Source organism: Streptomyces sp. NPDC127092, from assembly GCF_042722475.1.
Taxonomy (GTDB): domain Bacteria; phylum Actinomycetota; class Actinomycetes; order Streptomycetales; family Streptomycetaceae; genus Streptomyces.
In genome coordinates this window covers 29,854-51,808 of the sequence record NZ_JBHXFE010000026.1, presented here as the reverse complement: position 1 = coordinate 51,808, position 21,955 = coordinate 29,854, and the positions used below count along the sequence as shown (strand labels likewise).

Here is a 21,955-nt window from a genome sequence, read left to right as displayed (position 1 = left end):
CCCGGCGCACGCGGTCCTCCGCCGTGGCCGGCGGCCCTCCCAGGGGTCAGGAGGCGCGCGGGACGACCAGGCCCGATTCGTAGGCCAGGACCACGAGTTGGGCTCGGTCGCGGGCGTGGAGTTTGGTCATCGCCCGGTTGACGTGGGTCTTCACCGTCATCGGGCTGATCACCATGTGGTCGGCGATCTCGTCGTTGGACAGGCCCCGTGCCACGAGGGCGACGGCCTCGCGTTCGCGGCCGGTCAGCTCTTCGAGCCCCGCCGCGGTCCCGGTGTCGAGCGGCCGGGACACGTACCTGTCGATCAGCTTGCGGGTGATCGAGGGCGCGAGCAGGGCGTCGCCGCGCGCGGCCACGCGGACGGCGTGCAGGAAGTCGTCCGGGACGATGTCCTTGACGAGGAATCCCGCGGCGCCGGCGCGCAGCGCGTCGAAGACGTACTCGTCCATGCCGTAGTTGGTCAGGATGACGACGTGCACCCCGGCCAGGGCCGGGTCCGCGGCGATGCGCCGGGTCGCCTCGATGCCGTCGACGACCGGCATCTGGATGTCGACGAGCGCGATGTCGGGCAGGTGTTTCCTGGCGAGTTCCAGGCCCTCCTCGCCGTCGGCGGCCTCGGCCACCACCTCGATGTCGTCCTCGAGGTCGAGGAGTGCGCGGAATCCGCTGCGGATCAGCGGCTGGTCGTCGACCAGCAGGACTCGGATCACGACGTTCGCTCCACGGGGAGTTCGGCCCGGACGGTGAAGCCGCCTTCGCCGCGCGGTGCGGCCAGCAGGACGCCGCCGAGGGCGGTGACGCGTTCGCGCATGCCGAGCAGCCCCACACCGGGCACGGGAGTGGTTTCCGGCGTGGCCCGCCCGTCGTCGTCGATGCGCAGGGCGAGGGCGTCGGGCCGGTAGTCGATCCGGACCGACGCCGTGGTGGCGGCGGCGTGCCGGACGATGTTGGTCAGCGACTCCTGAACGATCCGGTAGGCGGTCCGGCCCACCGCGGCCGGCACGTCGTGCCGCTCGCCCTCGATCGTCAGCGTCGCCTCCAGACCGGTCCTGCCGGCCCGCTCCACCAGTTCCGGTACGTCGGCGAGCCCGCGCGGCGGGGCGGTGCCGTCGTCGCGCAGGGCCTCCAGGGTCGCGCGCAGCTCCCGGCTCGCCTCCCGCCCGGCCTCCTGGATCGCCAGCAGCGCCTCCGGCACCCGCTCGCCGCGCCTGCGGGCCACGTGGACGGCGACCTCGGACTGCACCTTGATGACGGAGATCTGGTGGGTGAGCGAGTCGTGCAGTTCGCGGGCGATGTGCAGCCGTTCCTCGTCGGCGCGGCGCCGCGCGGTCTCCTCCCGGGTGCGCTCGGCCTCCTCCGCCCGCTGCTCCGCCTGCCGCAACGCCTCTCCCGCGGCGAACGCGGCGACGAGCCAGGCGATCTCCAGGGTGCCGCGGGCCTGCACCGACACCTCGCCCACGGGCCCGTCGCGCAGGGCCAGCGCCGTGAGCTGGAGGGCCGCCAGCATGGTCAGGGACGCCGTCACCGCCACGGCACGGAACCCGGCCCGCACCGCGCCGTACACCGCGACCAGGTACGCGACGGCGAGCACGTCGAACCCGGCCGCCTGGTAGCCCACCGCGCACAGCCCGGTGACGGCCAGGACGGCGACCGGAGCCCTGCGGCGCGCGGCCAGCGCGAGGCCGCCGGCCGCGAGCAGCGCGTAGCCGAGCGGGGCGGGCCCCGTGCCGAGGTGCTCCCCGGACCAGCCGTCGCCCAGCATCAGCGCCGCCACGCCCACGGCGATCACCACGTCCCCGACCCAGGCCGGTACAGCGAACCGTCGTATGCCCATGGGCGCACCTTAGCCAGCGGGCGCCGCGGGCGGATCCGGCTCGTGGACGACCGGCCGCCTACCGCGTCCGCGGTACCCGCGCCGCTCCTGCCGCGTCCGCGGTAGCCGCGTACGGCACCGGCGGCAGCGCGAAGTGCGTCCGTACGCGGGACGACCGGAGGCAGGTCCCGCGGACAGGATCGGGCCACATCCAGGAGCAGGAGTCGTACGAGGAGAAGGAGCACCTCATGTCCGTCCGTCACGTGCTTGCCGCACCCGCGGCCGCGCAGGCCTCGGTCCAGTTGTTCGCCGCCGATGCCTACGACCTGACCACCGGGCGGCTCGTGGGCACCACGGGCGCGGTGGTGGCGCTGGCCGGCGTGGTCGTCGGCGGGCTGTCCCTGGCCCGCTCCACCGGCCGGATCGGCCGCGGCAGCGGTAAGAGGGGCGCCCTCGCGGCCCTGGTGGCCGGGGCGATCGGCATGGCCGTCGGCGCGGTGAACCTGGCCGTCGCCGACGGCGGTCCCGGCACCGGCAACGGAGTGCTCGGTGGCGCCGTGGCCCTGGTGCTGGGGCTGATCGCCGTGGTCCTCGGCCGGCTGGCCCTGGTCCGCTCCCGCCGCGCCGGCCGGCCGGCCGGCCGCTCCGCCGACGTGCGCGCGTCCGCGTGAAGGAGGGACGGGAGGTGAGGAGCCGATGATGGCGACCGGAACCGCACCCACGGGCGGGACGCTGGCGAGACTGGGCCGCTTCTGTTTCCGGCGCCGCCGCCTGGTCCTGCTGGGCTGGATCGTCGGGGTGATCGCCGTGGCGTTCGCCGGATTCGGCTACGGCGCCGCCCCCGACAACGACTTCTCCGGAGGAGACTCGCCGTCGGCCAGGGCGCAGCAGCTGATGGAGAAGCACTTCCCCGAGGAGCAAGGGGACAGGCTGACCCTCGCGATCAGGGCCGAGAAGGGGATCGACGATCCCGCGGCCAGGCAGCGGATCGAGAACGTCCTCGCCGATCTCGCCGACTCGCCCGTGACCGGGCCGGTGACGTCGCCGTATCAGGACGAGAGCCTGGTGACGAAGGACCGTCGCATCGCGCGTACGGCCATCCCGCTGAGCGACAAGGGGGTGGAGAAGAGCGAGGTGAAGCCGCTGGTGGACAGGGTCAGGGAAGCCTCCGGCGACCACGTCACGCTCGCGCTGGGCGGGTACATGGCGGAGAAGGCCGAGACGCCCCCGCAGGGCCCGGCCGAGAGCGTGGGCCTCCTGGCGGCGGCCGTGATCCTGTTCGTCGCGTTCGGATCATTGGTGGCGATGGGCCTGCCGATCGCGACCGCCCTCCTGGCCATCGTGGGCGGTCTGGCCCTGATGAAGGTGGTGGGGCACCTGGTCCCCGCGCCGAACTTCGCGCTGACCTTCGGCGCGATGATCGGGCTCGGCGTCGGCATCGACTACGCGCTCTTCATCGTGACCCGCTACAAGGACGGCCTCGGGGACGGTGACGACCCCGAGAGCGCCACGGTCAGGGCCATCGCCACCGCGGGTCACGCGGTGCTGTTCGCCGGCACGACCGTGGTGATCGCGCTGATGGGCCTGCTCGTGATGGGCCAGCGGCTGATGACCGGGCTGGCCGTCGCCACGTCGATCACGGTGCTCGTCACGATGATCGCCGCCCTGACGCTGCTGCCCGCGCTCCTGGGCTTCACCGGGCACCGCATCGACTCGCTGCGCCTGCCTCGCCGCGTGTCCCGCCGGGACCGTTCCACCGCTGCACCGTCCACCGGCGCACCGTCCCGGAAGCGCCGTACGCCCGCCGAGCGCTGGGCCGGTGCGGTGCAGCGCAGGCCGCTGGTCGCCGCGCTCCTGGCCGGCGGGGCCCTGCTGCTGCTCGCCGTCCCCACGCTGTCGATGCGGCTGAGCCAGCCCGACGCCAGCGTCCAGCCCCGCGACCGGAGCAGCTACCTCTCGTACGAGATCCTCTCCGAGGGCTTCGGCCCGGGCTACGGCGCACCCCTGGTCTTCGCCGTCGAAACCGGCTCCGGGGACGCCGATCTGGCTCCCGTCGTCGAAGCGGTCGGCAGGACCGAGGGCATCGCCCACGCGACGCCGCCCCGGGTGAGTGAGGACGGGAAGGCCGTCACCTTCGTCGCCTTCCCCACGACCGGGTACCAGGACGAGGCGACCACGGACCTGGTCCACAGGCTCCGCGACGACGTGCTGCCCAGCACACCCGGCGGCGAAGGGGTCCTCGTCGGCGGACCGAACGCCGGCACCATCGACACCGCCGAGGAGTCCGGCTCCCGCCTGCCCCTGATGATCGTCGTCGTCGTCGCGATGTCCATGGTGCTGCTGATCGCCCTGGTCCGGTCGGTCACGATCGCCCTGCAGGCCGCCGTGATGAACCTGCTGTCGATCGGCGCCGCCTACGGTGTGCTGGTGGCGGTCGTGCAGTGGGGCTGGCTCGGCACGGCCCTCGGCTTCCCCGCCGCCATGCCCGTCACGACCTGGGTGCCGATGATGATGTTCCCGGTCCTGTTCGGCCTGTCGATGGACTACCAAGTCTTCCTGATCTCGCGGGTCCGCGAGGAGTACGAGCGGACCGGCGACACCCGCACGGCCGTCGCGACCGGACTCGCGCGGACCGCCAAGGTGATCACGGCCGCGGCCGCCATCATGATCGCCGTCTTCACCACCTCACTGCTCGGCCCCGACGTCGCCGTCAAGCAGGGCGGCCTGGGCATGGCCGTCGCCGTGCTCATCGACGCGACCATCGTCCGCATGGTCTTCGTCCCGGCGGTGATGGAACTGTGCGGCAAGGCCAACTGGTGGCTCCCCGGCCGCCGAACCCGCAAACCCCCCGCGCCCGCACCGACCGCAACGAGGGAAGAGGCCAACGCCTGAGGGCCGGGGCCTGGAGAGACCCGAACACCGGCGAAGGCCCTGGCCCTTGACCAGGGCCTTCGCCAGCGCTCGGGGTCGGCTCTTTGCATACGGACAGGTTGTCGAGTGTCCCGGCATGCGGAGCGTGCACCGCTGCGGTTGGCCCCGATTCGACGACCGGACGGACCTGGGCAGAGCAATTCAGAAGGCGTATGAATGTCGCGCGGAACAGAAATGGACTGGGCGAGCCGGCGCCGAGGAGCCGGATCCGACGGCATCGGGATGCGGCTTCCAGGATGCTCCGCGACGGCCGGGGCCGCCCGCACATCCGTCGGCTTCGGCTGGCCGGTCAGGGCTCCTCGGAGTGAGGCCCGGTGCCGCTCGGGGGCCTGCTGGTGGCCAGCCAGGACCGGGCCGGCCCGGCGGGTCGTGTGGTGTCGACGGTGAGGTGGAGGCGGGTGCCCCCGCCCGGGGCGGGGTAGCTGCGCTGCTCGCTGCCGGCGAAGCAGTGGCGGAGGATGTCGGCGACCGTCCGGGCGGCGTCCGGGGTGGCGGCGACGATGCGGACTTCGGCGTGCCCCGGCGGCGGCAGGGCTTCGGCTACTGGCTCGTTGCGGTCCAAGGCTGCACTGTCCCTTCCTGTGGGAGGCTCGCCGGCGAGCGCCCGTAGCGGGCCGGGTCGGCCTCCGTACCTCCACGGTACGTTCGAGACCGACGGTGCCGAACGGCTCCGCAGCGGGGAGCGGCTCTTCCCCGCGACCTCCCGGAGTACGGTGAAAGGACGGGGCCGTCGCCCCGCCCGCCGACCCAGCGTCCGCCGTGGCACCGGTCCGGGCGGCAGCGGCGCCGCCCGAGGACGGACGGACCGATCATGACCGACGCAGGCACTTCCCCCCACCACGTCCCCGCGCCCCCGCGCCTCCTGCCGGACGAGGTCCATCAGGCCGTCGGCCCGGGAACCGCGCTGCTCCGGCTGGAGACGACGGGGTCCCGGCAGAGCCTCCTCGACGGCGCCTGGTGGCCGCGCTCGCGTGACGTAGAGCGGGAGGTCCCACCGCTGGTAACCGCCCTGTCCGAGCACCTCGGGCCCATCACCCGGGTCGGACTGGACGCCTCGGCCTGGAACGGCATCCCCACCCGCCTGGTCGTCGGAGACCAGGTCGTGCACCTCGACTCCTTCCCCGTCGGGGACGACACCGTGCTCATCACCCGTGGCGGCAACGACCACTTCTCCCTCATGGTCGTCCCGCCGGACACGGGGCCCGAGGCCGCCCGCAGCGCCATGGCCCGCGCCGTCCGCGCCGACAACGTCACTCAGGCTTCCGAGATCCTCCTCGCCGAATTCCCCCACACCGGGGCCCCGTCGACCGGCACCGCCCAGGACAACGACGACGCCCCAGGTCTCTGACCTGGGCCTTCGTTCGAGAGCGGATGACGGGAATGCGAACCCGCGCCATGAGCTCCCCTACCGGCACGTTGTGGCACGGCCCCTGTGCAGGCGCGGTCGACGTGCTACGTCGCTATCCCGTCGGCCACCGTACGGGTCTTGCGGCATCTGGGCGGTCGCGGCCTGTTCGTCTACGGCGTGAACCCCGTTCGGCCCGTCCCCATCCGTGAGAGCGACCCTGTGGACCGGGCGACGCGACCCGTAGGATCGGCTTTCATGTCGAAGACTGACGAGCTGCTCGTTGACATCGCCAGGCTGGTGGAGTCCGGGCGGAGCAATCAAATGTCCCTGACCGTCGTCACCGGGGGCGCTGTCATCACGGGGCGGCTGGCCCCCGAAGCGGCATGGCGTCAGCGGGTCTCGGAGGTTTTGGCGGACTCCGAACGACTGGCCGAGTTCTCCGCCGTCTTCGCAACCGGCGCGGTGGCGAAGGACGGGCCGCCCACACACCTGCACTTCCACCTGGCGCGGATTCTTCAGGGCGCGGTCGGGATCCCGGAGACGGGCGGGATGTACCGCGTCTCGATCGCGGACATCAGCGCTTGGACCATGGGCGACGTCAGCTATTCCGATCACTGACCTCGCGAGGGGAATCCGGCCCGCCGACGTCTGAGCGGGCTCGTTGTGGTGCAGGTGTGGGGTCCGCGAGCGGGCGCGAGCCCCACACCTGCTCGCCCATGACTACGTCATGGAGTTCGGGAGTGGTGGCGCCAGGCAGCAGTGGACCGATGTTCTGCGGCGTGTGGGCCGGAGGGCTGGACGGGGCGGCGATGCCGCTCTTCCCTGGGCGGCCGGTATGCGAGGAGACCGGGGGCCACAGGCCAGGAGCCTGACCGTCATGACACGCTGCCGTGGGTGAGCCGGCCCGGCCGACCCGGTGGCCGGGCTGCTGCGGCCGCCGCGTTCAGGAGGCGCTGAACGGCCGGGGAGCGGTTCGCGAGCCTGAGGCGGCGTCCGTGCCGGGGCCACCAGTCGAGGGTGGCCAGGAGGCCGGAGTCGCAGAAGGAGACCCGCGAGGTGTCCAGTACGAGGCCGGTGTAGCCGTCGTCGGCGGCTGAGGCCAACAGTGCCCGCAGCGGTGCGGCGCTGTAGTGGTCGATCTCCCCGGCGAGGTGGACGACCAGAGTGCCGCCGAGGCTGGTGCAGGAGTCGATGACTATGACGCCGGGCGCGGTGTCCGCGCCCGAGTCGTGCACGACGGGATGGGCAGGGGTGGCGAGAGGCGCCGGCAGTATCGGGGCGGTGGTTGAGGTACTCACATCCCCACCAACTCCGCCCGCCCGGGGCGGGGGTACGAGTCACGAGGCCCTTTCACCCCATGTGACCAGCACCGATCCCCGGTACGAGGGAAGGATTCCACCCCGGCGGGGCATGCGGGCGCCGGTGACGTGACCGCGGTATCCGAACCCCCGGTGCCCTCGCCGTCCTGTTCCAGCACATCCGCGAGCAGAACCCGCATGGAGGAGCCGGCCGGTCCGGCCACCCTGCGGTTGACGTGAACAACCTCTTCGGAACCTTCGGCATCCCCGGCTCCGCCCAGAGCGACGCCGCCGTCGACGAACTCGTGAAGGAGCGCGACCGGCTCCACGCAGCGAGGAGTTCGCCGAGGCCGACGCGATCCGTGACCGGCTCACTTAGTGGGCGTGACTGTTGAGGACTCGCCCGAGCCTGGGCACGGAGACTGTCCACCTGCTGTGCGCGCGACACTCTCGGTCAGCGCAGCAGGGACCGAGGCCGCGAGGCCAGGATTGCCTCGGCCTCGTCACTGATGGTCCGGACCAGTCCGCGGCGGGGCGGACGGCGTCGACGAAGGACGCCGACTGACCGTAGGGGATCTGGCTCGTGTCGGGGTCGGGTGGGGCCTCGAAAGGGTTGATGTCTTGCGCGGGCGCGAATTCCTCTTTGCGGTCCCGCAACGTTGCTTCACGTCCTGACCACTCGTCGGTGAACCGATTACGGCGGACGCGTGCGCCGATGTTCGCCGGCCAGGGCAGCCCCGACACGATGTCGTAGGTCCGCGTCCATACGGTGTCGCTGCCATCACTCTCGACGATCAGGCGCTTGTGGACGTCGTGTACCTCGACCGCCTCAGGCGTGGCGAGAAACGCCGTGCCCAGCCAGGCGCCGTCCGCACCGGCGGTGAGGACGGCCGCGAGTGTTCGGCCGTCGGCAATGCCCCCTGCAGCCAGTACCGGAACATCGGGATAACGCCTCACGATCCCGGCCAGGAACGGCAGCAGGCCCATCGTCCCGGTGTGGCCACCGGCCTCGGTGCCCTGCGCCACGAGGACATCGGTACCCGAGCGGCAGAAGGAGGTGGCAGGCGGGCTTGACCGGATGGTGCGGCTGGCTCGCGACAGGGCCGCCGGCAGCCGGAGAAAGGCCTGGGTGGTGCAGAGGTGGTGCAACACGCTTAAGGAGGTCTAGACAACGACGAAGGCCCAGGTCGCTGACCTGGGCCTTCGTTCACGAGCGGATGACGGGAATCGAACCCGCGCTATAAGCTTGGGAAGCTCATGTTCTACCATTAAACTACATCCGCAGTGCCGCCGAAGATCGATGCGGCATCGTTGCACACTGTACCCCATCCGGCACGCGAGGCGAAGCGCCCCTCGGAGGGAGTGCGGTCGAGGAGTGGTCGGAGTGCCCTCCCCGGGGAGCGGGTGCTGATCCCCTAATGTGGCTGTCTCGTCCACCACTTGTCGGGGAAGGGACTTGATGGGTTCGATGGAGCGCACCGTCGTCCGTTGTGCCGAGGGGCACGTGTTCAGTACTGCTTCGTTTCCGCTCGCCCAGCTCGGTGCCGGGCGGATCGGGCCCGCGCGGCTGATCCGGTGCCCGCGCTGCGCGCGGCTGCGGCACGCGGTGCCCGTGGAGCTTGAGCGGCGCTGACGAGGGAAAGGGCGTGGAGTCTCCCGATTGGGGGAGCTCCGCGCCCTCTGCGTATCGTGGGACCGTGCTTCTCTCAGACAAGGACATCCGGGCCGAGATCGATGCCGGGCGGGTGCGCATCGACCCGTACGACGAATCCATGCTGCAGCCCTCGAGCATCGACGTGCGGCTTGACCGCTTCTTCCGGGTGTTCGAGAACCACCGCTACCCGCACATCGACCCCGCCGTCGAGCAGCTCGACCTGACGCGCGAGGTCGAGCCGGAGGGCGACGAGGCGTTCATCCTGCACCCGGGCGAGTTCGTGCTCGCCTCGACCTACGAGGTCATCACGCTGCCGGACGACATCGCCTCACGCCTCGAGGGGAAGAGCTCCCTCGGGCGGCTCGGGCTTGTCACCCACTCCACCGCCGGGTTCATCGACCCCGGGTTCTCCGGGCACGTGACCCTCGAGCTGTCGAACCTCGCCACCCTGCCGATCAAGCTCTGGCCGGGGATGAAGATCGGCCAGCTGTGCATGTTCCGGCTCAGCTCGCCCGCCGAGCACCCGTACGGCAGCGAGCGGTACGGCTCGCGGTACCAGGGGCAGCGGGGGCCGACCGCCTCCCGCTCGTACATGAACTTCCATCGGACCCAGGTGTGAGGCGGTAGCCGCATGAGTGACGTACGCGAGAACCTGACGTACGAGGGCTTCGGGCGCGCGATCCGCGAGCTCGCCCAGACCATCGCCGACGACGGCTACGAGCCCGACATCGTGCTCTCGATCGCCCGGGGCGGCGTGTTCGTGGCCGGCGGGCTGGCCTACGCCCTGGACTGCAAGAACATCCACCTCGTGAACGTGGAGTTCTACACCGGCGTCGGCACCACCCTGGAGATGCCGGTCATGCTGGCGCCGGTGCCGAACGCGATCGACTTCTCCGACAAGAAGGTCCTGATCGCCGACGACGTCGCCGACACCGGCAAGACCCTCAAGCTCGTCCACGACTTCTGCGTCGACCACGTCGCCGAGGTCCGCTCCGCCGTCATCTACGAGAAGTCGCACTCCCTCGTGAAGTGCGAGTACGTGTGGAAGAAGACGGACGAGTGGATCAACTTCCCCTGGTCCGTCGAGCCGCCCGTCGTGCGGCGCGAGGGTCAGGTCCTCGACGCCTGAGACCCGCCTCCGGACATCCCGCCTCCGGACATACGAAAAGCCCCCGCCCTTGTGGTGGGGGCTTTCCGTATGTCCGGTCGCCGGTCGCCGGTCGCCGGTCGCCGGTCGTACCGGTGGGCCGTTAGAGCGTGCCCAGTTTGATCAGGCTCAGCAGCGCCACCAGCTGGATCGCCGACGCGCCCAGCGCCTTCGGCCACGGCAGGTCGTGGGAGCGGCTCACCATCAGCGTGAACAGCGCGCCGGCCGCCAGCCAGGTCGCCCAGCCGATCACCTGGACCAGGCCGTTCTCGCCGCCCAGGAAGAGGGCGAAGACGAGGCGCGGCGCGTCCGTGATCGACATGATCAGCATGGAGAGGCCCACCGTCGGCTGCCAGGAGCCGTCGCCGCCCAGCTGGCGGGCCAGGGTGTGCGTCACCGCGCCCAGGATCAGTCCGCCGACGACGAAGCCGAGGCCGGTCATCAGGACGTACGGGATCGCCGTGGTCAGCGTCGCGTTGATCGCCTCTTCGCGCGCCTGGTCGAAGCCGAAGATCGCCAGGAGTCCGTAGAGGAACGTGACGATCAGCGCCGGGCCCCACACCGCGTGGTCCCGCATCCGCAGGAAGGTGTCCGCCGGGCGCAGCACGATGCCGCTCAGGAGGCCCTTCCACGGCAGCCGCGGGCCCGTCGGGACGACGGGGGCGGCGCCGGCCTGGTACGTCGCGCCCTGGCCGTACGGGTCGTCGTGGACGCTGAAGGCCTGGGTGTGGCCCGGGTTGTTCGCGGCGTAGTGCTGCTGCGGGTGCTGCTGCTGCGGCGCGTGCGGGTCGCCGAAGTACTCGGGCTCGCCGTACGGCGCCTGGCCGCCCTGGTGCTGCGCCCACTGCTGCTGCGGCGGGTACTGCTGCGGGTACGACGGCGGCGGCGCGTTGTACCCGTACGGCGCCTGCTGCTGCGGTTGTTGTTGCGGGGGGCCGCCGGCCCGGCCGCGTCCGTTCCTGAATCCAGCCACGTCATGAACGTACCCGGTCCCGCCGTGCGCTCGCGCCATCGGCGGAGAGTGCGGCAGAGCTGTGACATCCCCTAGGGGACTTGAGGGGGCGTAAGGGGGACTTGAGGGGGGCGAGAGGGGGCCTGCGGGGGACCTGAGGGGGCTGAGGGGCCTGCGGGGGCCTGAGGGGTTACATGGCCGCCGCACAGGTTTGTGGCGTCTGTTACAAATCCTACGGAATGCGCACACATGGGGCTCCTACCTTGGATTTGTCGCCGAACAAGTCAGGCAAAAGGAGCTTTCCCATGCGAATTGCCCGTCGGACCCTCCGTACCGCAGCCATCGCCACCGGCACCATCGCCGCCCTCACCCTCCCGGCCGCCGCCGCCTTCGCCGACGACAACCCGGCGCCGGCGGACCAGGGGCAGACGCAGGGCCGGATCCAGGACCGGACCCAGGACGAGAAGCAGGGGCAGGACCAGAACCAGAACCCGGGGCAGGACCAGAACCAGAACCCCGGGCAGGACCAGAACCAGGGGCAGGACGAGAACCAGGGGCAGGACGAGAACCAGGGGCAGGACCAGGGTGATCGGCAGGACACCTCCGAGCCCGTCGTCGGGCGGATCTTCGTCCAGTCGTACAAGCTCGCCGACGGCTCCGTCGCCAAGGTCTACATGACCACGCCGAACGACTACCAGGCCGAGATCTGGGCCGGCGGCACGCTGCTGGACACCCTCACCACCTCCGGGCAGCCCGCGTACGGCCAGAACAACGGCCTGCACATCGTCCTGAACCCCGACGGCACCGTCCGCTCCTGGATGGACAAGGTCCCGACCCCGGACCCGAAGCCCACCCCGAAGCCGAAGCCGACCCCCAAGCCCACGCCGAAGCCCACCCCCAAGCCCAAGCCCGCGCCGCACCAGGCCGACGCCCGTGTCACGCTGCCCAACGGCGAGGTGGCCAAGCTCTACAAGAAGGGCCCGCGCGTCGAGCTCCGCTTCGGTTCCCTCACCCTCAAGAACCAGACCCTCAGCCACAAGGGCTGGACGTACAAGCTCGTCCCGCAGGGCAAGGGCGTCTACCGCTTCGTCGTCGTCGACACCCCGAAGCAGGGCGGCAACAGCTGGGTGTACGACTTCCACGGCAAGCTCGTGCGCACCTACACGGCTCAGAAGAAGAGCACCGTCGTCGTGCCGCGCGGCACCGTCCCCAAGGGCGCCGTGAAGGCCGGGGCCGAGGGCGTCGCGCCCGTCTCCGACGACAGCCACGAGGCCGCCCTCATCGGCGCGGGCGGCGGCATGGCCGCCCTCGGTGCCGCCGGTCTCGGCTTCGCCCTCTACCACCGGCGTGGTCAGCAGAACTGACCACAAGCCCCCAGGCCCAGGAGCCACGCAGCCCACGACCCACGACCCACGACCCACGGAAAAGGGCCGCCCCGCGATCACGCGGGGCGGCCCCTCCGGCCCTACAGGCACTTCCGGCCCTACAGGCACTTCCGGCCCTACAGGCCCCTCCGGCCCTTCCGGCCTTCCGTCACATACGAGCGGCGCTTACGCCGCCGGCTCCGGCTCCGGCTCGTCGGCCGTCTCCGGGGCCTCCGGCTCGAGCGGCGTCTTCACCGAGTCGAGCAGCAGCTGGGCCACGTCCACGACCTGCAGGCTCTCCTTCGCCTTGCCGTCGTTCTTCTTGCCGTTGACCGAGTCGGTCAGCATGACGAGGCAGAACGGGCAGGCGGTGGAGACGATGTCCGGGTTCAGGGACAGGGCCTCGTCGACGCGCTCGGTGTTGATGCGCTTGCCGATCCGCTCCTCCATCCACATCCGGGCACCACCAGCGCCGCAGCAGAAGCCGCGCTCCTTGTGGCGGTGCATCTCCTGCTGGCGCAGGCCGGGGACGGCGGACATGATCTCGCGCGGGGGCGTGTAGACCTTGTTGTGCCGGCCCAGGTAGCACGGGTCGTGGTAGGTGATGAGGCCCTCCACCGGGGTCACCGGGATCAGCTTGCCCTCGTCGATGAGGTGCTGGAGCAGCTGGGTGTGGTGGATGACCTCGTACTCGCCGCCGAGCTGCGGGTACTCGTTGGCGATGGTGTTGAAGCAGTGCGGGCAGGTCGAGACGATCTTCTTCGCCGACTTCGGCTTCTTCGTCGACTCGTCCTCGTCGTCCTCGCCGAACGCCATGTTCAGCATCGCGACGTTCTCCTGGCCGAGCTGCTGGAACAGCGGCTCGTTGCCCAGACGGCGCGGGGAGTCACCCGTGCACTTCTCCTCGCCGCCCATGATCGCGAACTTGACGCCCGCGATGTGGAGGAGTTCGGCGAAGGCCTTCGTGGTCTTCTTGGCGCGGTCCTCGAGGGCGCCGGCGCAGCCGACCCAGTAGAGGTAGTCGACCTCGGTGAGGTCCTCGACGTCCTTGCCGACGATCGGGACCTCGAAGTCGACCTCCTTGGTCCACTCGACGCGCTGCTTCTTGGCCAGGCCCCAGGGGTTGCCCTTCTTCTCCAGGTTCTTCAGCATCGTGCCGGCCTCGGACGGGAAGGCGGACTCGATCATGACCTGGTAGCGGCGCATGTCGACGATGTGGTCGATGTGCTCGATGTCGACCGGGCACTGCTCGACGCAGGCGCCGCAGGTGGTGCAGGACCACAGGACGTCCGGGTCGATGACGCCGTTCTCCTCGGCGGTGCCGATCAGCGGGCGCTCGGCCTCGGCGAGGGCGGCGGCCGGGACGTCCTTCAGCTGCTCCTCGGTGGCCTTCTCGTCGCCCTCCATGGTCTTGCCGCCGCCGGCCAGCAGGTACGGGGCCTTGGCGTGCGCGTGGTCGCGCAGCGACATGATGAGGAGCTTCGGGGAGAGCGGCTTTCCGGTGTTCCAGGCGGGGCACTGCGACTGGCAGCGGCCGCACTCGGTGCAGGTGGAGAAGTCGAGGATGCCCTTCCAGGAGAACTGCTCGACCTGGGAGACGCCGTAGACGTCGTCCTCGCCCGGGTCCTCGAAGTCGATCGGCTTGCCGCCGGAGGTCATCGGCTGCAGCGGGCCGAGGGCGGTGGAGCCGTCGGCGTTGCGCTTGAACCAGATGTTCGGGAAGCCGAGGAAGCGGTGCCAGGCGACACCCATGTTGGTGTTGAGCGAGACCGTGATCATCCAGGTGAAGGACGTGACGATCTTCAGCGCCGCGAAGAAGTACGTGAGGTTCTGGATCGTGCTCAGGTCGGCGCCGTCGAGCAGCGCGATCAGCGGGTACGAGGCGAAGAAGCCCGGCTCCCAGCTCGTCACGTGGTGCTGGACGCCCTCGAGCGCGCGCAGCGTCATGATGCAGACGCCGACGATGAGGATGACGGCCTCGACGAAGTAGGCCTGGCCCGTCTTGGAGCCCGCGAAGCGGGACTTGCGGCCGGCCTTGGTCGGCTTGCTGAGCTGGCGGATCACGATGAGCGTGACGATGCCGAGGACGGTCATCAGGCCGAGGAACTCGGTGAAGATCTCGTACGGCAGCCAGTCACCGATGATCGGGATCAGCCAGTCGGCCTGGAAGAGCTGGCCGAAGGCGTTCACGATCGTGAGCAGCAGCGAGAAGAAGCCGACCGCCACGAACCAGTGCGCCACGCCGACGACGCCCCAGCGGTTCATCCGGGTGTGGCCGAGGAACTCCTTGACCAGCGTGATGGTGCGCTGCTTGGGGTCTCCGGTGCGGGTACCCGCGGGCACGGGCTGGCCGAGCCGCACGAAGCGGTAGATCTGCGCGATGGCGCGGCCGAACAGCGCGACGGCCACCACCGTGATGACGATCGACACGATGATCGCGGCGAGTTGCATGACGGGCTCCTCGAGCGGGCCTCTGCTTCGGGCCTACTAAGCGGTAACTTATTGAGTCCGTGCCGAGATTACCGGTTCGCGGGCCCGCGATGTAGCGGAGCTCACGGTGATCTGTGTCGCTCAGGCAACCCTTGCCGTGACTCAGGCGGCCCGTGCCGCAGGAACCGGTGTCCGGCCTGCCGCGCGACGTTTACGGACTGCTGGAAGCGTACGCGCCAGAATCGCCAGATCCATGCCGAGCCAGTGATGGTCCACATAGTGGAGATCGAGCAGCTCACGCTCCTCCCAGGGCAGCTCCGAACGTCCGCTGATCTGCCACAGGCCGGTGACCCCCGGTCGTACGGACAGCCGGCGCCGTCCGTCGCCGGTGGACTCCCGGTGGCCGGGCGCCAACGGGCACGGTCCCACGAGTGACATCCGGCCCTGTACGACGTGCACCAGGAGGGGCAGGTTCGCGAGCGGGCTCTTCGTGCGGAAGGTCAGCATCGTGAAGGTCCGGCCGCCCCGGCCCGCGACCGGGCGGCGGCGCAGGATCCCCCGGGTGCTTCCGTTGGCCAGGACGAGCGAGAGGGCGACGCCGGCGAGCAGCGGGGAGAGCAGGACCAGGAGCGCGAGCCCGCCCACCACGTCGAAGGCACGCTTCACCGTGAAGGTGCGCCCTGTTGTCGCGCCGCGCCCTGCCGCCACGCCACGCCCCGCCGTGAAGGGCCGCCCCGCCGTGAAGGGCCGCCCCGCCGTGAAGAGGCGCCTCCCCTTCGCCCCCGTCATCCCCGTCCCCGTCATGCGCGAGCACCTTCCGGCGAGAATCATCGGATATGTCCGGACTCTCTCACGGAGGAGTCGCGGTGAAGGGAAGCGACGCGCCCTGGTGGCCGTCGCCTGGCGGCCCTCCATTGAGTGCCCGGCCCGGCGAAGAGTTGAGTCGGCTCCACTCAGGTCTGTTGACTCCCGTCCGGGGCTCGTGCATCCTTGAGTCAGTTCCACTCAAGTCAGTCAGCTGGAGGAATCGAAATGGCACGTGCGGTCGGCATCGACCTGGGCACGACTAACTCCGTCGTCAGCGTTCTGGAAGGCGGCGAGCCCACCGTCATCACCAACGCCGAGGGCGCCAGGACCACGCCGTCCGTCGTCGCCTTCGCGAAGAACGGCGAGGTGCTCGTCGGCGAGGTCGCCAAGCGTCAGGCGGTCACCAACGTCGACCGGACCATCCGGTCCGTGAAGCGCCACATGGGCACCGACTGGAAGATCGAGCTCGACGGGAAGAACTTCAACCCGCAGCAGATCTCCGCCTTCATCCTCCAGAAGCTGAAGCGCGACGCCGAGGCCTACCTGGGCGAGAAGGTGACCGACGCGGTCATCACCGTCCCGGCGTACTTCAACGACTCCGAGCGCCAGGCCACCAAGGAGGCCGGCGAGATCGCGGGCCTCAACGTCCTGCGCATCGTCAACGAGCCGACCGCCGCCGCCCTGGCGTACGGCCTCGACAAGGACGACCAGACCATCCTCGTCTTCGACCTCGGTGGCGGCACCTTCGACGTGTCCCTCCTGGAGATCGGCGACGGCGTCGTCGAGGTGAAGGCCACCAACGGTGACAACCACCTCGGTGGTGACGACTGGGACCAGCGCGTCGTCGACTACCTGGTGAAGCAGTTCGCCAACGGGCACGGCGTCGACCTGTCCAAGGACAAGATGGCGCTGCAGCGTCTGCGCGAGGCGGCCGAGAAGGCCAAGATCGAGCTGTCCTCCTCCACGGAGACCACGATCAACCTGCCCTACATCACGGCCTCCGCCGAGGGCCCGCTGCACCTGGACGAGAAGCTCACCCGCGCCCAGTTCCAGCAGCTGACCGCGGACCTCCTGGAGCGCTGCAAGACCCCGTTCCACAACGTCATCAAGGACGCCGGCATCCAGCTGTCCGAGATCGACCACGTGGTCCTCGTCGGCGGCTCGACCCGCATGCCGGCCGTCGCCGAGCTCGTCAAGGAGCTGACCGGCGGCAACGAGGCCAACAAGGGCGTGAACCCGGACGAGGTCGTCGCCATCGGCGCCGCCCTGCAGGCCGGTGTCCTCAAGGGCGAGGTCAAGGACGTCCTGCTCCTCGACGTCACCCCGCTGTCCCTCGGCATCGAGACCAAGGGCGGCATCATGACCAAGCTGATCGAGCGCAACACCACGATCCCGACCAAGCGCTCCGAGATCTTCACGACGGCCGAGGACAACCAGCCGTCCGTGCAGATCCAGGTCTACCAGGGCGAGCGCGAGATCGCGGCGTACAACAAGAAGCTCGGCATGTTCGAGCTGACCGGCCTCCCGCCGGCCCCGCGCGGCGTCCCGCAGATCGAGGTCGCCTTCGACATCGACGCCAACGGCATCATGCACGTGACCGCGAAGGACCTGGGCACGGGCAAGGAGCAGAAGATGACCGTCACCGGCGGCTCCTCGCTGCCGAAGGACGAGGTCAACCGGATGCGCGAGGAGGCCGAGCAGTACGCGGAGGAGGACCACCGCCGTCGCGAGGCCGCCGAGACCCGCAACCAGGGCGAGCAGCTCGTCTACCAGACCGAGAAGTTCCTCAAGGACAACGAGGACAAGGTCCCCGGTGACGTCAAGACCGAGGTCGAGGCCGCGGTCGCCGAGCTGAAGGAGAAGCTCAAGGGCGAGGACACCGCGGAGATCCGCACGGCCACCGAGAAGGTCGCCGCCGTCTCCCAGAAGCTCGGCCAGGCGATGTACGCCGACGCGCAGGCCGCCCAGGGCGCCGCCGGCGCCGAGGGTGCCCAGCAGGCCGGCGCCGACGACGACGTCGTGGACGCCGAGATCGTCGACGAGGACAAGCCGAAGGGTGGCGCGGCCTGATGTCGGAGGAGACCCCGGGCTTCGAGGAGAAGCCCGACGTCCCCGCCGACGGCACGCCCGAGGAGACCGAGGCCGCCGAGTCCGCCGCGAAGGCGGACGGGGCGGCCCCGGCCGGGGACGCTACGGACGTAGCCCTGCTGGCGCAGCTGGACCAAGCCCGTACCGCGCTCACCGAGCGCACGGGCGACCTCCAGCGGCTCCAGGCCGAGTACCAGAACTACCGCCGCCGCGTGGAGCGGGACCGGGTCACGGTCAAGGAGATCGCCGTCGCGGGCCTCCTGACCGAGCTCCTTCCCGTGCTCGACGACATCGGCCGGGCCCGGGACCACGGCGAGCTCGTGGGCGGGTTCAAGTCGGTCGCCGAGTCGCTGGAGACCGTCGCCGCCAAGATGGGTCTGCAGCAGTTCGGCAAGGAGGGCGAGCCCTTCGACCCGACGATCCACGAGGCCCTGATGCACAGCTACGCGCCGGACGTCACCGAGACGACCTGCGTGGCGATCCTGCAGCCGGGGTACCGGATCGGCGACCGCACCATCCGCCCCGCCCGCGTGGCGGTCGCCGAGCCCCAGCCGGGTGCTCAGGGCAAGGCGGAGGAGTCGGATGACTCCGAGAAGGACAGCGAGTAAGAGCCGTACCCGCACGCGGGAGGAGGGACGTCGATGAGTACGAAGGACTTCGTCGAGAAGGACTACTACAAGGTTCTCGGCGTCCCCAAGGACGCCACCGACGCCGAGATCAAGAAGGCGTACCGGAAGCTCGCCCGCGAGAACCATCCGGACGCCAACAAGGGTGACACCAGGGCGGAGGAGCGCTTCAAGGAGATCTCCGAGGCGAACGACGTCCTCGGCGACCCCAAGAAGCGCAAGGAGTACGACGACGCCCGCGCCCTGTTCGGCAACGGCGGCTTCCGGGCCGGCGGCCCGGGTGCGGGCGGCTCGTTCAACTTCGACCTGGGCGACCTCTTCGGCGGCGCCCAGGGCGGGGCCGGTGGCGCCGGTGGCTTCGGCGGCGGTCTCGGCGACGTCTTCGGCGGGCTGTTCAACCGGGGCGCGGGCGGTGCGGGCACCCGTACGCAGCCGCGCCGCGGCCAGGACATCGAGTCCGAGGTGACCCTCAGCTTCACCGAGGCCATCGAGGGCGCGACCGTGCCGCTGCGGATGTCCAGCCAGCAGCCGTGCAAGGCGTGTTCGGGCACCGGCGACAAGAACGGCACGCCGCGGGTGTGCCCGACCTGTGTCGGCACCGGGCAGGTCTCGCGCGGCAGCGGCGGCGGCTTCTCGCTGACCGACCCGTGCGTGGACTGCAAGGGCCGCGGCCTGATCGCCGAGAACCCGTGCGAGGTCTGCAAGGGCAGCGGCCGGGCCAAGTCCTCCCGCACCATGCAGGTCCGGATCCCGGCGGGCGTCTCCGACGGCCAGCGGATCCGGCTGCGCGGGAAGGGCGCGCCGGGCGAGCGCGGCGGGCCGAACGGTGACCTGTACGTGGTCGTGCACGTGGACGCCCACCCGGTGTTCGGCCGCAGGGACGACAACCTCACCGTCACGGTGCCCGTCACGTTCGACGAGGCGGCGCTCGGCGGCGAGATCAAGGTGCCCACCCTGGGCGGCCCGGCGGTGACGCTGAAGCTGCCCGCCGGCACGCCCAACGGGCGCACCATGCGCGCCCGCGGCAAGGGCGCGGTCCGCAAGGACGGAACCCGCGGCGACCTGCTGATCACGGTGGAGGTCGCGGTTCCGAAGGAGCTGGACGACAAGGCACGTGAGGCGCTGGAGACCTTCCGCGAGGCGACCGCGGGCGAGGACCCCAGGGCAGAGCTGTTCCAGGCCGCGAAGGGAGCTTGAGGAGATGGAAGGCCGCCGTCGTAATCCCTACCAGCTGACCGACGAGACCCCGGTGTACGTCATCTCGGTGGCGGCCCAGCTCTCCGGTCTGCACCCGCAGACGCTGCGTCAGTACGACCGTCTCGGTCTGGTCTCGCCGGACCGTACGGCGGGCCGTGGCCGCCGCTACTCGGCCCGGGACATCGAGCTGCTCCGTCAGGTGCAGCAGCTGTCCCAGGACGAGGGCATCAACCTGGCCGGTATCAAGCGCATCATCGAGCTGGAGAACCAGGTCGCGGCGCTGCAGGCGCGGGTGGCCGAGCTGTCGACCGCGGTCGAGGGCGCGGCGGCGGCGATGCGCCAGCGCGAGGCCCAGGTGCACGCCTCGTACCGGCGTGACCTGGTCCCGTACACCGATGTGCAGCAGGCGAGCGCTCTGGTGGTGTGGCGGCCGGGCCACAAGCGCGGCGAGTAGTTCTCCCCGACTGCCTGTCGAGGCCCCCTCCGCCGTGGCGGAGGGGGCCTCGGCCGTTCCCGCGGCGCGGTCAGTCCTCGCGCTGGTCGTCCTGGTCCTGTTCGAGGATGCCGGACTGGGCGATGAGATAGCCGAGCTGGGCCCGGCTGCCGCTGCCGAGGGCGGCGGCGAGCTTGGCGATGTGGGCGCGGCAGGTGCGGACGTTCATGCCGAGGCGGCGGGCGATGGCCTCGTCGACGTGGCCCTCGACGAGGAGTTTGGCGATGGAGCGCTGGACGCCGCCTATGCCGTCCACGGAGGGCGTGTAGGGCACTTCCTCGTCCCAGGGGACGGCGTGCAGCCAGAACTGGTCGAAGACGCCGACGAGGTACTGCACGAGGCCCTCGTGACGCAGTTCGAGCGCGACCTGGCGGTCGCTGCGGGCCGGCACGAAGGCGACCTTGCGGTCGACGATGATGAGCCGGTCGATGATCTCCTCGAGGGTGCGCAGCTCGAGCCCGTAGGGGGCCACGCGTTCCACGTAGGCCAGCGTCGCGGGGTGGTGCCGGGCGGTGTGCTGGTAGAGCGTGCGCATGCGGACGCCGCGGTCGAGCAGCGGTTCCATGCGGCGCAGGGCCTGTTCGAGGGTGTCGGGGCGGCGCCCGCTGCCGGGCTGGATGGTGAGCAGCTCTTCCGTGCAGGCGCTGATGACGTGGTCGAGCGTCGCGTTGATCGCGCCGAGGCCTTCGAGGACGGTGATCGCGCTGCCGGTGGAGGACTCCCGGGTGCTCATCGCCAGGAACGGCTCGAACGTGTCGGCCAGGGCGATGGCATGCTGACGCCGGGTCTGGATCTCCTGCTCGATGGGGTGTATGAGCTGGTTGAGGGCGACGGACGGCGGCACGGGGTACAGCCACTCGACGTCGTCCGGGCCGGGGCGCAGAAGGGCCAGTTCGGTGAGGCACGGTGCGGCGTCGGCTTCGGCGCGGGCGAGGCGACCCGTGCGCAGGGCGTGTGCGTACAGCTCTTTGGCCACGTCGCACAGTTCACCGCGACTGTGGTTATGTCTGGATTCGCAGGATTCTCGCCTCATTTGCACCCCCCTCAGGGTCATGAATTACAGGAACATGATGCCCGGCGCGGCTGGTGTGGGGGGCGATCGTGGGCCATCGTTTTGGACGCGGGGGGGAGGTAGTGATCAAAAGAGGTGGAGATCGGCCATGACCAGGATGGTTCGTGCACTTGGCGCCATAGCCGTTGCGGCGGCTGCTCTTGGCGCACTCGCCCTGAACGGCGAGCCCTCGTGGGAGATCCCCCCGTCGCATTCCGTGGTGGCGGAGCCGAATGAGCCCTCGTGGGAGAGCACACCTGCGACCGTCGTCCTCGCATCTCCCGGTGAGCCGTCCTGGGAGTTCGCTCCGGCGGGCTCGGAAGCATGATCGTCCCGCCGGACGACCGGTCCTTCCGCCGGGAGATGGCTTCGGCCTACCGATCCGGGTGGCACTTCATCGATCTCGTCACGGCCATCCCCCACCGTGGTGACTCGTTGATGGTGACCCTCTTCGGAGAGCCGATCGTCGTCGCTCGTGAGCAGGACGAGGACGTCCGCGCCTACCGATGTCTTCGCCGCCCACGCGGCGCTCCTCAGCCCGTCCGCTGTGCCATCAGGTACGGCATGATCTTCGTCAATCTGGATCAGCGCGACCACCAGCTGGTCGAGTCCCCGCTGGTCGAGACCGAGACCATCACCGCCACCCCCCGCAGTGCCTGAACGATTCCCCCGTCGTTGTAGATCGTTCAGGTGCTTCCCCCACACAGCGGCGCCATCGCGGACCTGAAACGCAATGGCTCCGCTCTTTGTTTCCGTC

Annotated in this window: 21 protein-coding genes and 1 tRNA gene; 12 read left to right on the top strand and 10 right to left on the bottom strand. The window is 70.3% G+C overall.

The window, feature by feature from the left end; translation table 11 throughout:
* Positions 1–46 precede the first annotated feature (46 nt).
* Positions 47–709: a response regulator gene (locus ACFWJO_RS21945; protein WP_386867499.1), complete on the bottom strand. Its 663-nt coding sequence runs from the start codon at positions 707–709 to the stop codon at positions 47–49.
* Positions 706–1,833 carry a sensor histidine kinase gene (locus tag ACFWJO_RS21940; RefSeq protein ID WP_386867497.1) on the bottom strand — a complete coding sequence of 376 codons (1,128 nt, stop codon included), beginning with the start codon at positions 1,831–1,833 and terminating at the stop codon, positions 706–708. The genes ACFWJO_RS21945 and ACFWJO_RS21940 overlap by 4 nt, the downstream gene beginning before the upstream one ends.
* A gap of 227 nt (positions 1,834–2,060) precedes the next feature.
* Between ACFWJO_RS21940 and ACFWJO_RS21935 the strand changes: the two genes are divergently transcribed.
* A complete protein-coding gene (locus ACFWJO_RS21935; RefSeq protein WP_386867495.1) occupies positions 2,061–2,483 on the top strand; it encodes a DUF6223 family protein in 423 nt (140 codons plus the stop codon).
* 25 nt (positions 2,484–2,508) lie between these two features.
* Positions 2,509–4,704 (top strand): MMPL family transporter, encoded by a 2,196-nt coding sequence (locus ACFWJO_RS21930; protein ID WP_386867493.1) that lies wholly within the window; start codon positions 2,509–2,511, stop codon positions 4,702–4,704.
* A gap of 328 nt (positions 4,705–5,032) precedes the next feature.
* Here the strand turns inward: ACFWJO_RS21930 and ACFWJO_RS21925 are convergent, their stop codons facing one another.
* Positions 5,033–5,305, bottom strand: a complete 273-nt coding sequence (locus tag ACFWJO_RS21925; protein WP_386867491.1) for a hypothetical protein — start codon at positions 5,303–5,305, stop codon at positions 5,033–5,035.
* Positions 5,306–5,554: 249 nt separating this feature from the next.
* Here ACFWJO_RS21925 and ACFWJO_RS21920 point away from each other — a divergent pair, with 249 nt between their 5' ends.
* Together ACFWJO_RS21920 and ACFWJO_RS21915 are read left to right on the top strand one after the other, a co-directional pair.
* Positions 5,555–6,091, top strand: a complete 537-nt coding sequence (locus ACFWJO_RS21920; RefSeq protein WP_386867489.1) for a DUF5994 family protein — start codon at positions 5,555–5,557, stop codon at positions 6,089–6,091.
* A 255-nt stretch (positions 6,092–6,346) separates the two neighbouring features.
* The gene (locus ACFWJO_RS21915) at positions 6,347–6,709 is read left to right on the top strand and encodes a hypothetical protein (protein ID WP_386867487.1); all 363 of its coding nucleotides are present in this window, start codon (positions 6,347–6,349) and stop codon (positions 6,707–6,709) included.
* A 257-nt stretch (positions 6,710–6,966) separates the two neighbouring features.
* On the opposite strand, the gene ACFWJO_RS21910 is transcribed toward ACFWJO_RS21915, so the two are convergent.
* The 3 genes from ACFWJO_RS21910 to ACFWJO_RS21900 form a co-directional block, all read right to left on the bottom strand.
* Positions 6,967–7,389 (bottom strand): STAS domain-containing protein, encoded by a 423-nt coding sequence (locus tag ACFWJO_RS21910; protein WP_386867486.1) that lies wholly within the window; start codon positions 7,387–7,389, stop codon positions 6,967–6,969.
* Between the two features lie 375 nt (positions 7,390–7,764).
* Positions 7,765–8,541, bottom strand: a complete 777-nt coding sequence (locus ACFWJO_RS21905) for an NAD(P)H-dependent flavin oxidoreductase (protein ID WP_386867484.1) — start codon at positions 8,539–8,541, stop codon at positions 7,765–7,767.
* Positions 8,542–8,601: 60 nt separating this feature from the next.
* Positions 8,602–8,672 (bottom strand) — tRNA-Gly (locus tag ACFWJO_RS21900).
* Between the two features lie 414 nt (positions 8,673–9,086).
* Here ACFWJO_RS21900 and dcd point away from each other — a divergent pair.
* A complete protein-coding gene (dcd, locus tag ACFWJO_RS21895) occupies positions 9,087–9,662 on the top strand; it encodes a dCTP deaminase (protein WP_386867482.1) in 576 nt (191 codons plus the stop codon).
* A 12-nt stretch (positions 9,663–9,674) separates the two neighbouring features.
* Complete coding sequence (locus tag ACFWJO_RS21890; RefSeq protein ID WP_352187362.1) at positions 9,675–10,172, top strand: phosphoribosyltransferase; 498 nt, start codon at positions 9,675–9,677, stop codon at positions 10,170–10,172.
* 121 nt (positions 10,173–10,293) lie between these two features.
* On the opposite strand, the gene ACFWJO_RS21885 is transcribed toward ACFWJO_RS21890, so the two are convergent.
* Positions 10,294–11,163: a Yip1 family protein gene (locus ACFWJO_RS21885; RefSeq protein ID WP_386867480.1), complete on the bottom strand. Its 870-nt coding sequence runs from the start codon at positions 11,161–11,163 to the stop codon at positions 10,294–10,296.
* 284 nt (positions 11,164–11,447) lie between these two features.
* Between ACFWJO_RS21885 and ACFWJO_RS21880 the strand changes: the two genes are divergently transcribed.
* Positions 11,448–12,506, top strand: a complete 1,059-nt coding sequence (locus ACFWJO_RS21880) for a hypothetical protein (RefSeq protein ID WP_386867478.1) — start codon at positions 11,448–11,450, stop codon at positions 12,504–12,506.
* Positions 12,507–12,692: 186 nt separating this feature from the next.
* Here the strand turns inward: ACFWJO_RS21880 and ACFWJO_RS21875 are convergent, their stop codons facing one another.
* Both ACFWJO_RS21875 and ACFWJO_RS21870 read right to left on the bottom strand, forming a co-directional pair.
* Positions 12,693–14,957: a (Fe-S)-binding protein gene (locus ACFWJO_RS21875; protein WP_386867476.1), complete on the bottom strand. Its 2,265-nt coding sequence runs from the start codon at positions 14,955–14,957 to the stop codon at positions 12,693–12,695.
* A 141-nt stretch (positions 14,958–15,098) separates the two neighbouring features.
* Positions 15,099–15,740 carry a sugar transferase gene (locus ACFWJO_RS21870; protein WP_386867475.1) on the bottom strand — a complete coding sequence of 214 codons (642 nt, stop codon included), beginning with the start codon at positions 15,738–15,740 and terminating at the stop codon, positions 15,099–15,101.
* A 228-nt stretch (positions 15,741–15,968) separates the two neighbouring features.
* Between ACFWJO_RS21870 and dnaK the strand changes: the two genes are divergently transcribed.
* Genes dnaK through ACFWJO_RS21850 form a run of 4 tightly spaced genes read left to right on the top strand, consistent with a single transcriptional unit; the run spans position 15,969 to position 20,108 of the window.
* The gene (dnaK, locus tag ACFWJO_RS21865) at positions 15,969–17,813 is read left to right on the top strand and encodes a molecular chaperone DnaK (RefSeq protein ID WP_386867473.1); all 1,845 of its coding nucleotides are present in this window, start codon (positions 15,969–15,971) and stop codon (positions 17,811–17,813) included.
* A complete protein-coding gene (gene grpE, locus ACFWJO_RS21860; protein ID WP_386867471.1) occupies positions 17,813–18,439 on the top strand; it encodes a nucleotide exchange factor GrpE in 627 nt (208 codons plus the stop codon). Before dnaK ends, grpE begins: the two co-directional genes overlap by 1 nt.
* A 33-nt stretch (positions 18,440–18,472) precedes the next feature.
* Positions 18,473–19,654 (top strand): molecular chaperone DnaJ, encoded by a 1,182-nt coding sequence (gene dnaJ / locus ACFWJO_RS21855; protein ID WP_384422472.1) that lies wholly within the window; start codon positions 18,473–18,475, stop codon positions 19,652–19,654.
* Between the two features lie 4 nt (positions 19,655–19,658).
* Positions 19,659–20,108, top strand: a complete 450-nt coding sequence (locus tag ACFWJO_RS21850) for a heat shock protein transcriptional repressor HspR (protein WP_384422474.1) — start codon at positions 19,659–19,661, stop codon at positions 20,106–20,108.
* A 70-nt stretch (positions 20,109–20,178) separates the two neighbouring features.
* Here the strand turns inward: ACFWJO_RS21850 and ACFWJO_RS21845 are convergent, their stop codons facing one another.
* Positions 20,179–21,201 carry a helix-turn-helix transcriptional regulator gene (locus ACFWJO_RS21845; protein ID WP_386867468.1) on the bottom strand — a complete coding sequence of 341 codons (1,023 nt, stop codon included), beginning with the start codon at positions 21,199–21,201 and terminating at the stop codon, positions 20,179–20,181.
* A gap of 321 nt (positions 21,202–21,522) precedes the next feature.
* Between ACFWJO_RS21845 and ACFWJO_RS21840 the strand changes: the two genes are divergently transcribed.
* Positions 21,523–21,858 carry a (2Fe-2S)-binding protein gene (locus tag ACFWJO_RS21840; RefSeq protein ID WP_384422478.1) on the top strand — a complete coding sequence of 112 codons (336 nt, stop codon included), beginning with the start codon at positions 21,523–21,525 and terminating at the stop codon, positions 21,856–21,858.
* The last annotated feature ends 97 nt before the right edge of the window (positions 21,859–21,955 follow it).

Coding starts and splice junctions, on each gene's coding strand:
- ACFWJO_RS21940 (WP_386867497.1), bottom strand. CDS start 1,833: ATGGGCATACGACGGTTCGCTGTACCGGCCTGGGTCGGGGACGTGGTG.
- ACFWJO_RS21935 (WP_386867495.1), top strand. CDS start 2,061: ATGTCCGTCCGTCACGTGCTTGCCGCACCCGCGGCCGCGCAGGCCTCG.
- ACFWJO_RS21930 (WP_386867493.1), top strand. CDS start 2,509: ATGATGGCGACCGGAACCGCACCCACGGGCGGGACGCTGGCGAGACTG.
- ACFWJO_RS21920 (WP_386867489.1), top strand. CDS start 5,555: ATGACCGACGCAGGCACTTCCCCCCACCACGTCCCCGCGCCCCCGCGC.
- ACFWJO_RS21915 (WP_386867487.1), top strand. CDS start 6,347: ATGTCGAAGACTGACGAGCTGCTCGTTGACATCGCCAGGCTGGTGGAG.
- ACFWJO_RS21890 (WP_352187362.1), top strand. CDS start 9,675: ATGAGTGACGTACGCGAGAACCTGACGTACGAGGGCTTCGGGCGCGCG.
- ACFWJO_RS21880 (WP_386867478.1), top strand. CDS start 11,448: ATGCGAATTGCCCGTCGGACCCTCCGTACCGCAGCCATCGCCACCGGC.
- ACFWJO_RS21875 (WP_386867476.1), bottom strand. CDS start 14,957: ATGCAACTCGCCGCGATCATCGTGTCGATCGTCATCACGGTGGTGGCC.
- ACFWJO_RS21870 (WP_386867475.1), bottom strand. CDS start 15,740: ATGACGGGGACGGGGATGACGGGGGCGAAGGGGAGGCGCCTCTTCACG.
- dnaK (WP_386867473.1), top strand. CDS start 15,969: ATGGCACGTGCGGTCGGCATCGACCTGGGCACGACTAACTCCGTCGTC.
- grpE (WP_386867471.1), top strand. CDS start 17,813: ATGTCGGAGGAGACCCCGGGCTTCGAGGAGAAGCCCGACGTCCCCGCC.
- dnaJ (WP_384422472.1), top strand. CDS start 18,473: ATGAGTACGAAGGACTTCGTCGAGAAGGACTACTACAAGGTTCTCGGC.
- ACFWJO_RS21850 (WP_384422474.1), top strand. CDS start 19,659: ATGGAAGGCCGCCGTCGTAATCCCTACCAGCTGACCGACGAGACCCCG.
- ACFWJO_RS21845 (WP_386867468.1), bottom strand. CDS start 21,201: ATGACCCTGAGGGGGGTGCAAATGAGGCGAGAATCCTGCGAATCCAGA.
- ACFWJO_RS21840 (WP_384422478.1), top strand. CDS start 21,523: ATGATCGTCCCGCCGGACGACCGGTCCTTCCGCCGGGAGATGGCTTCG.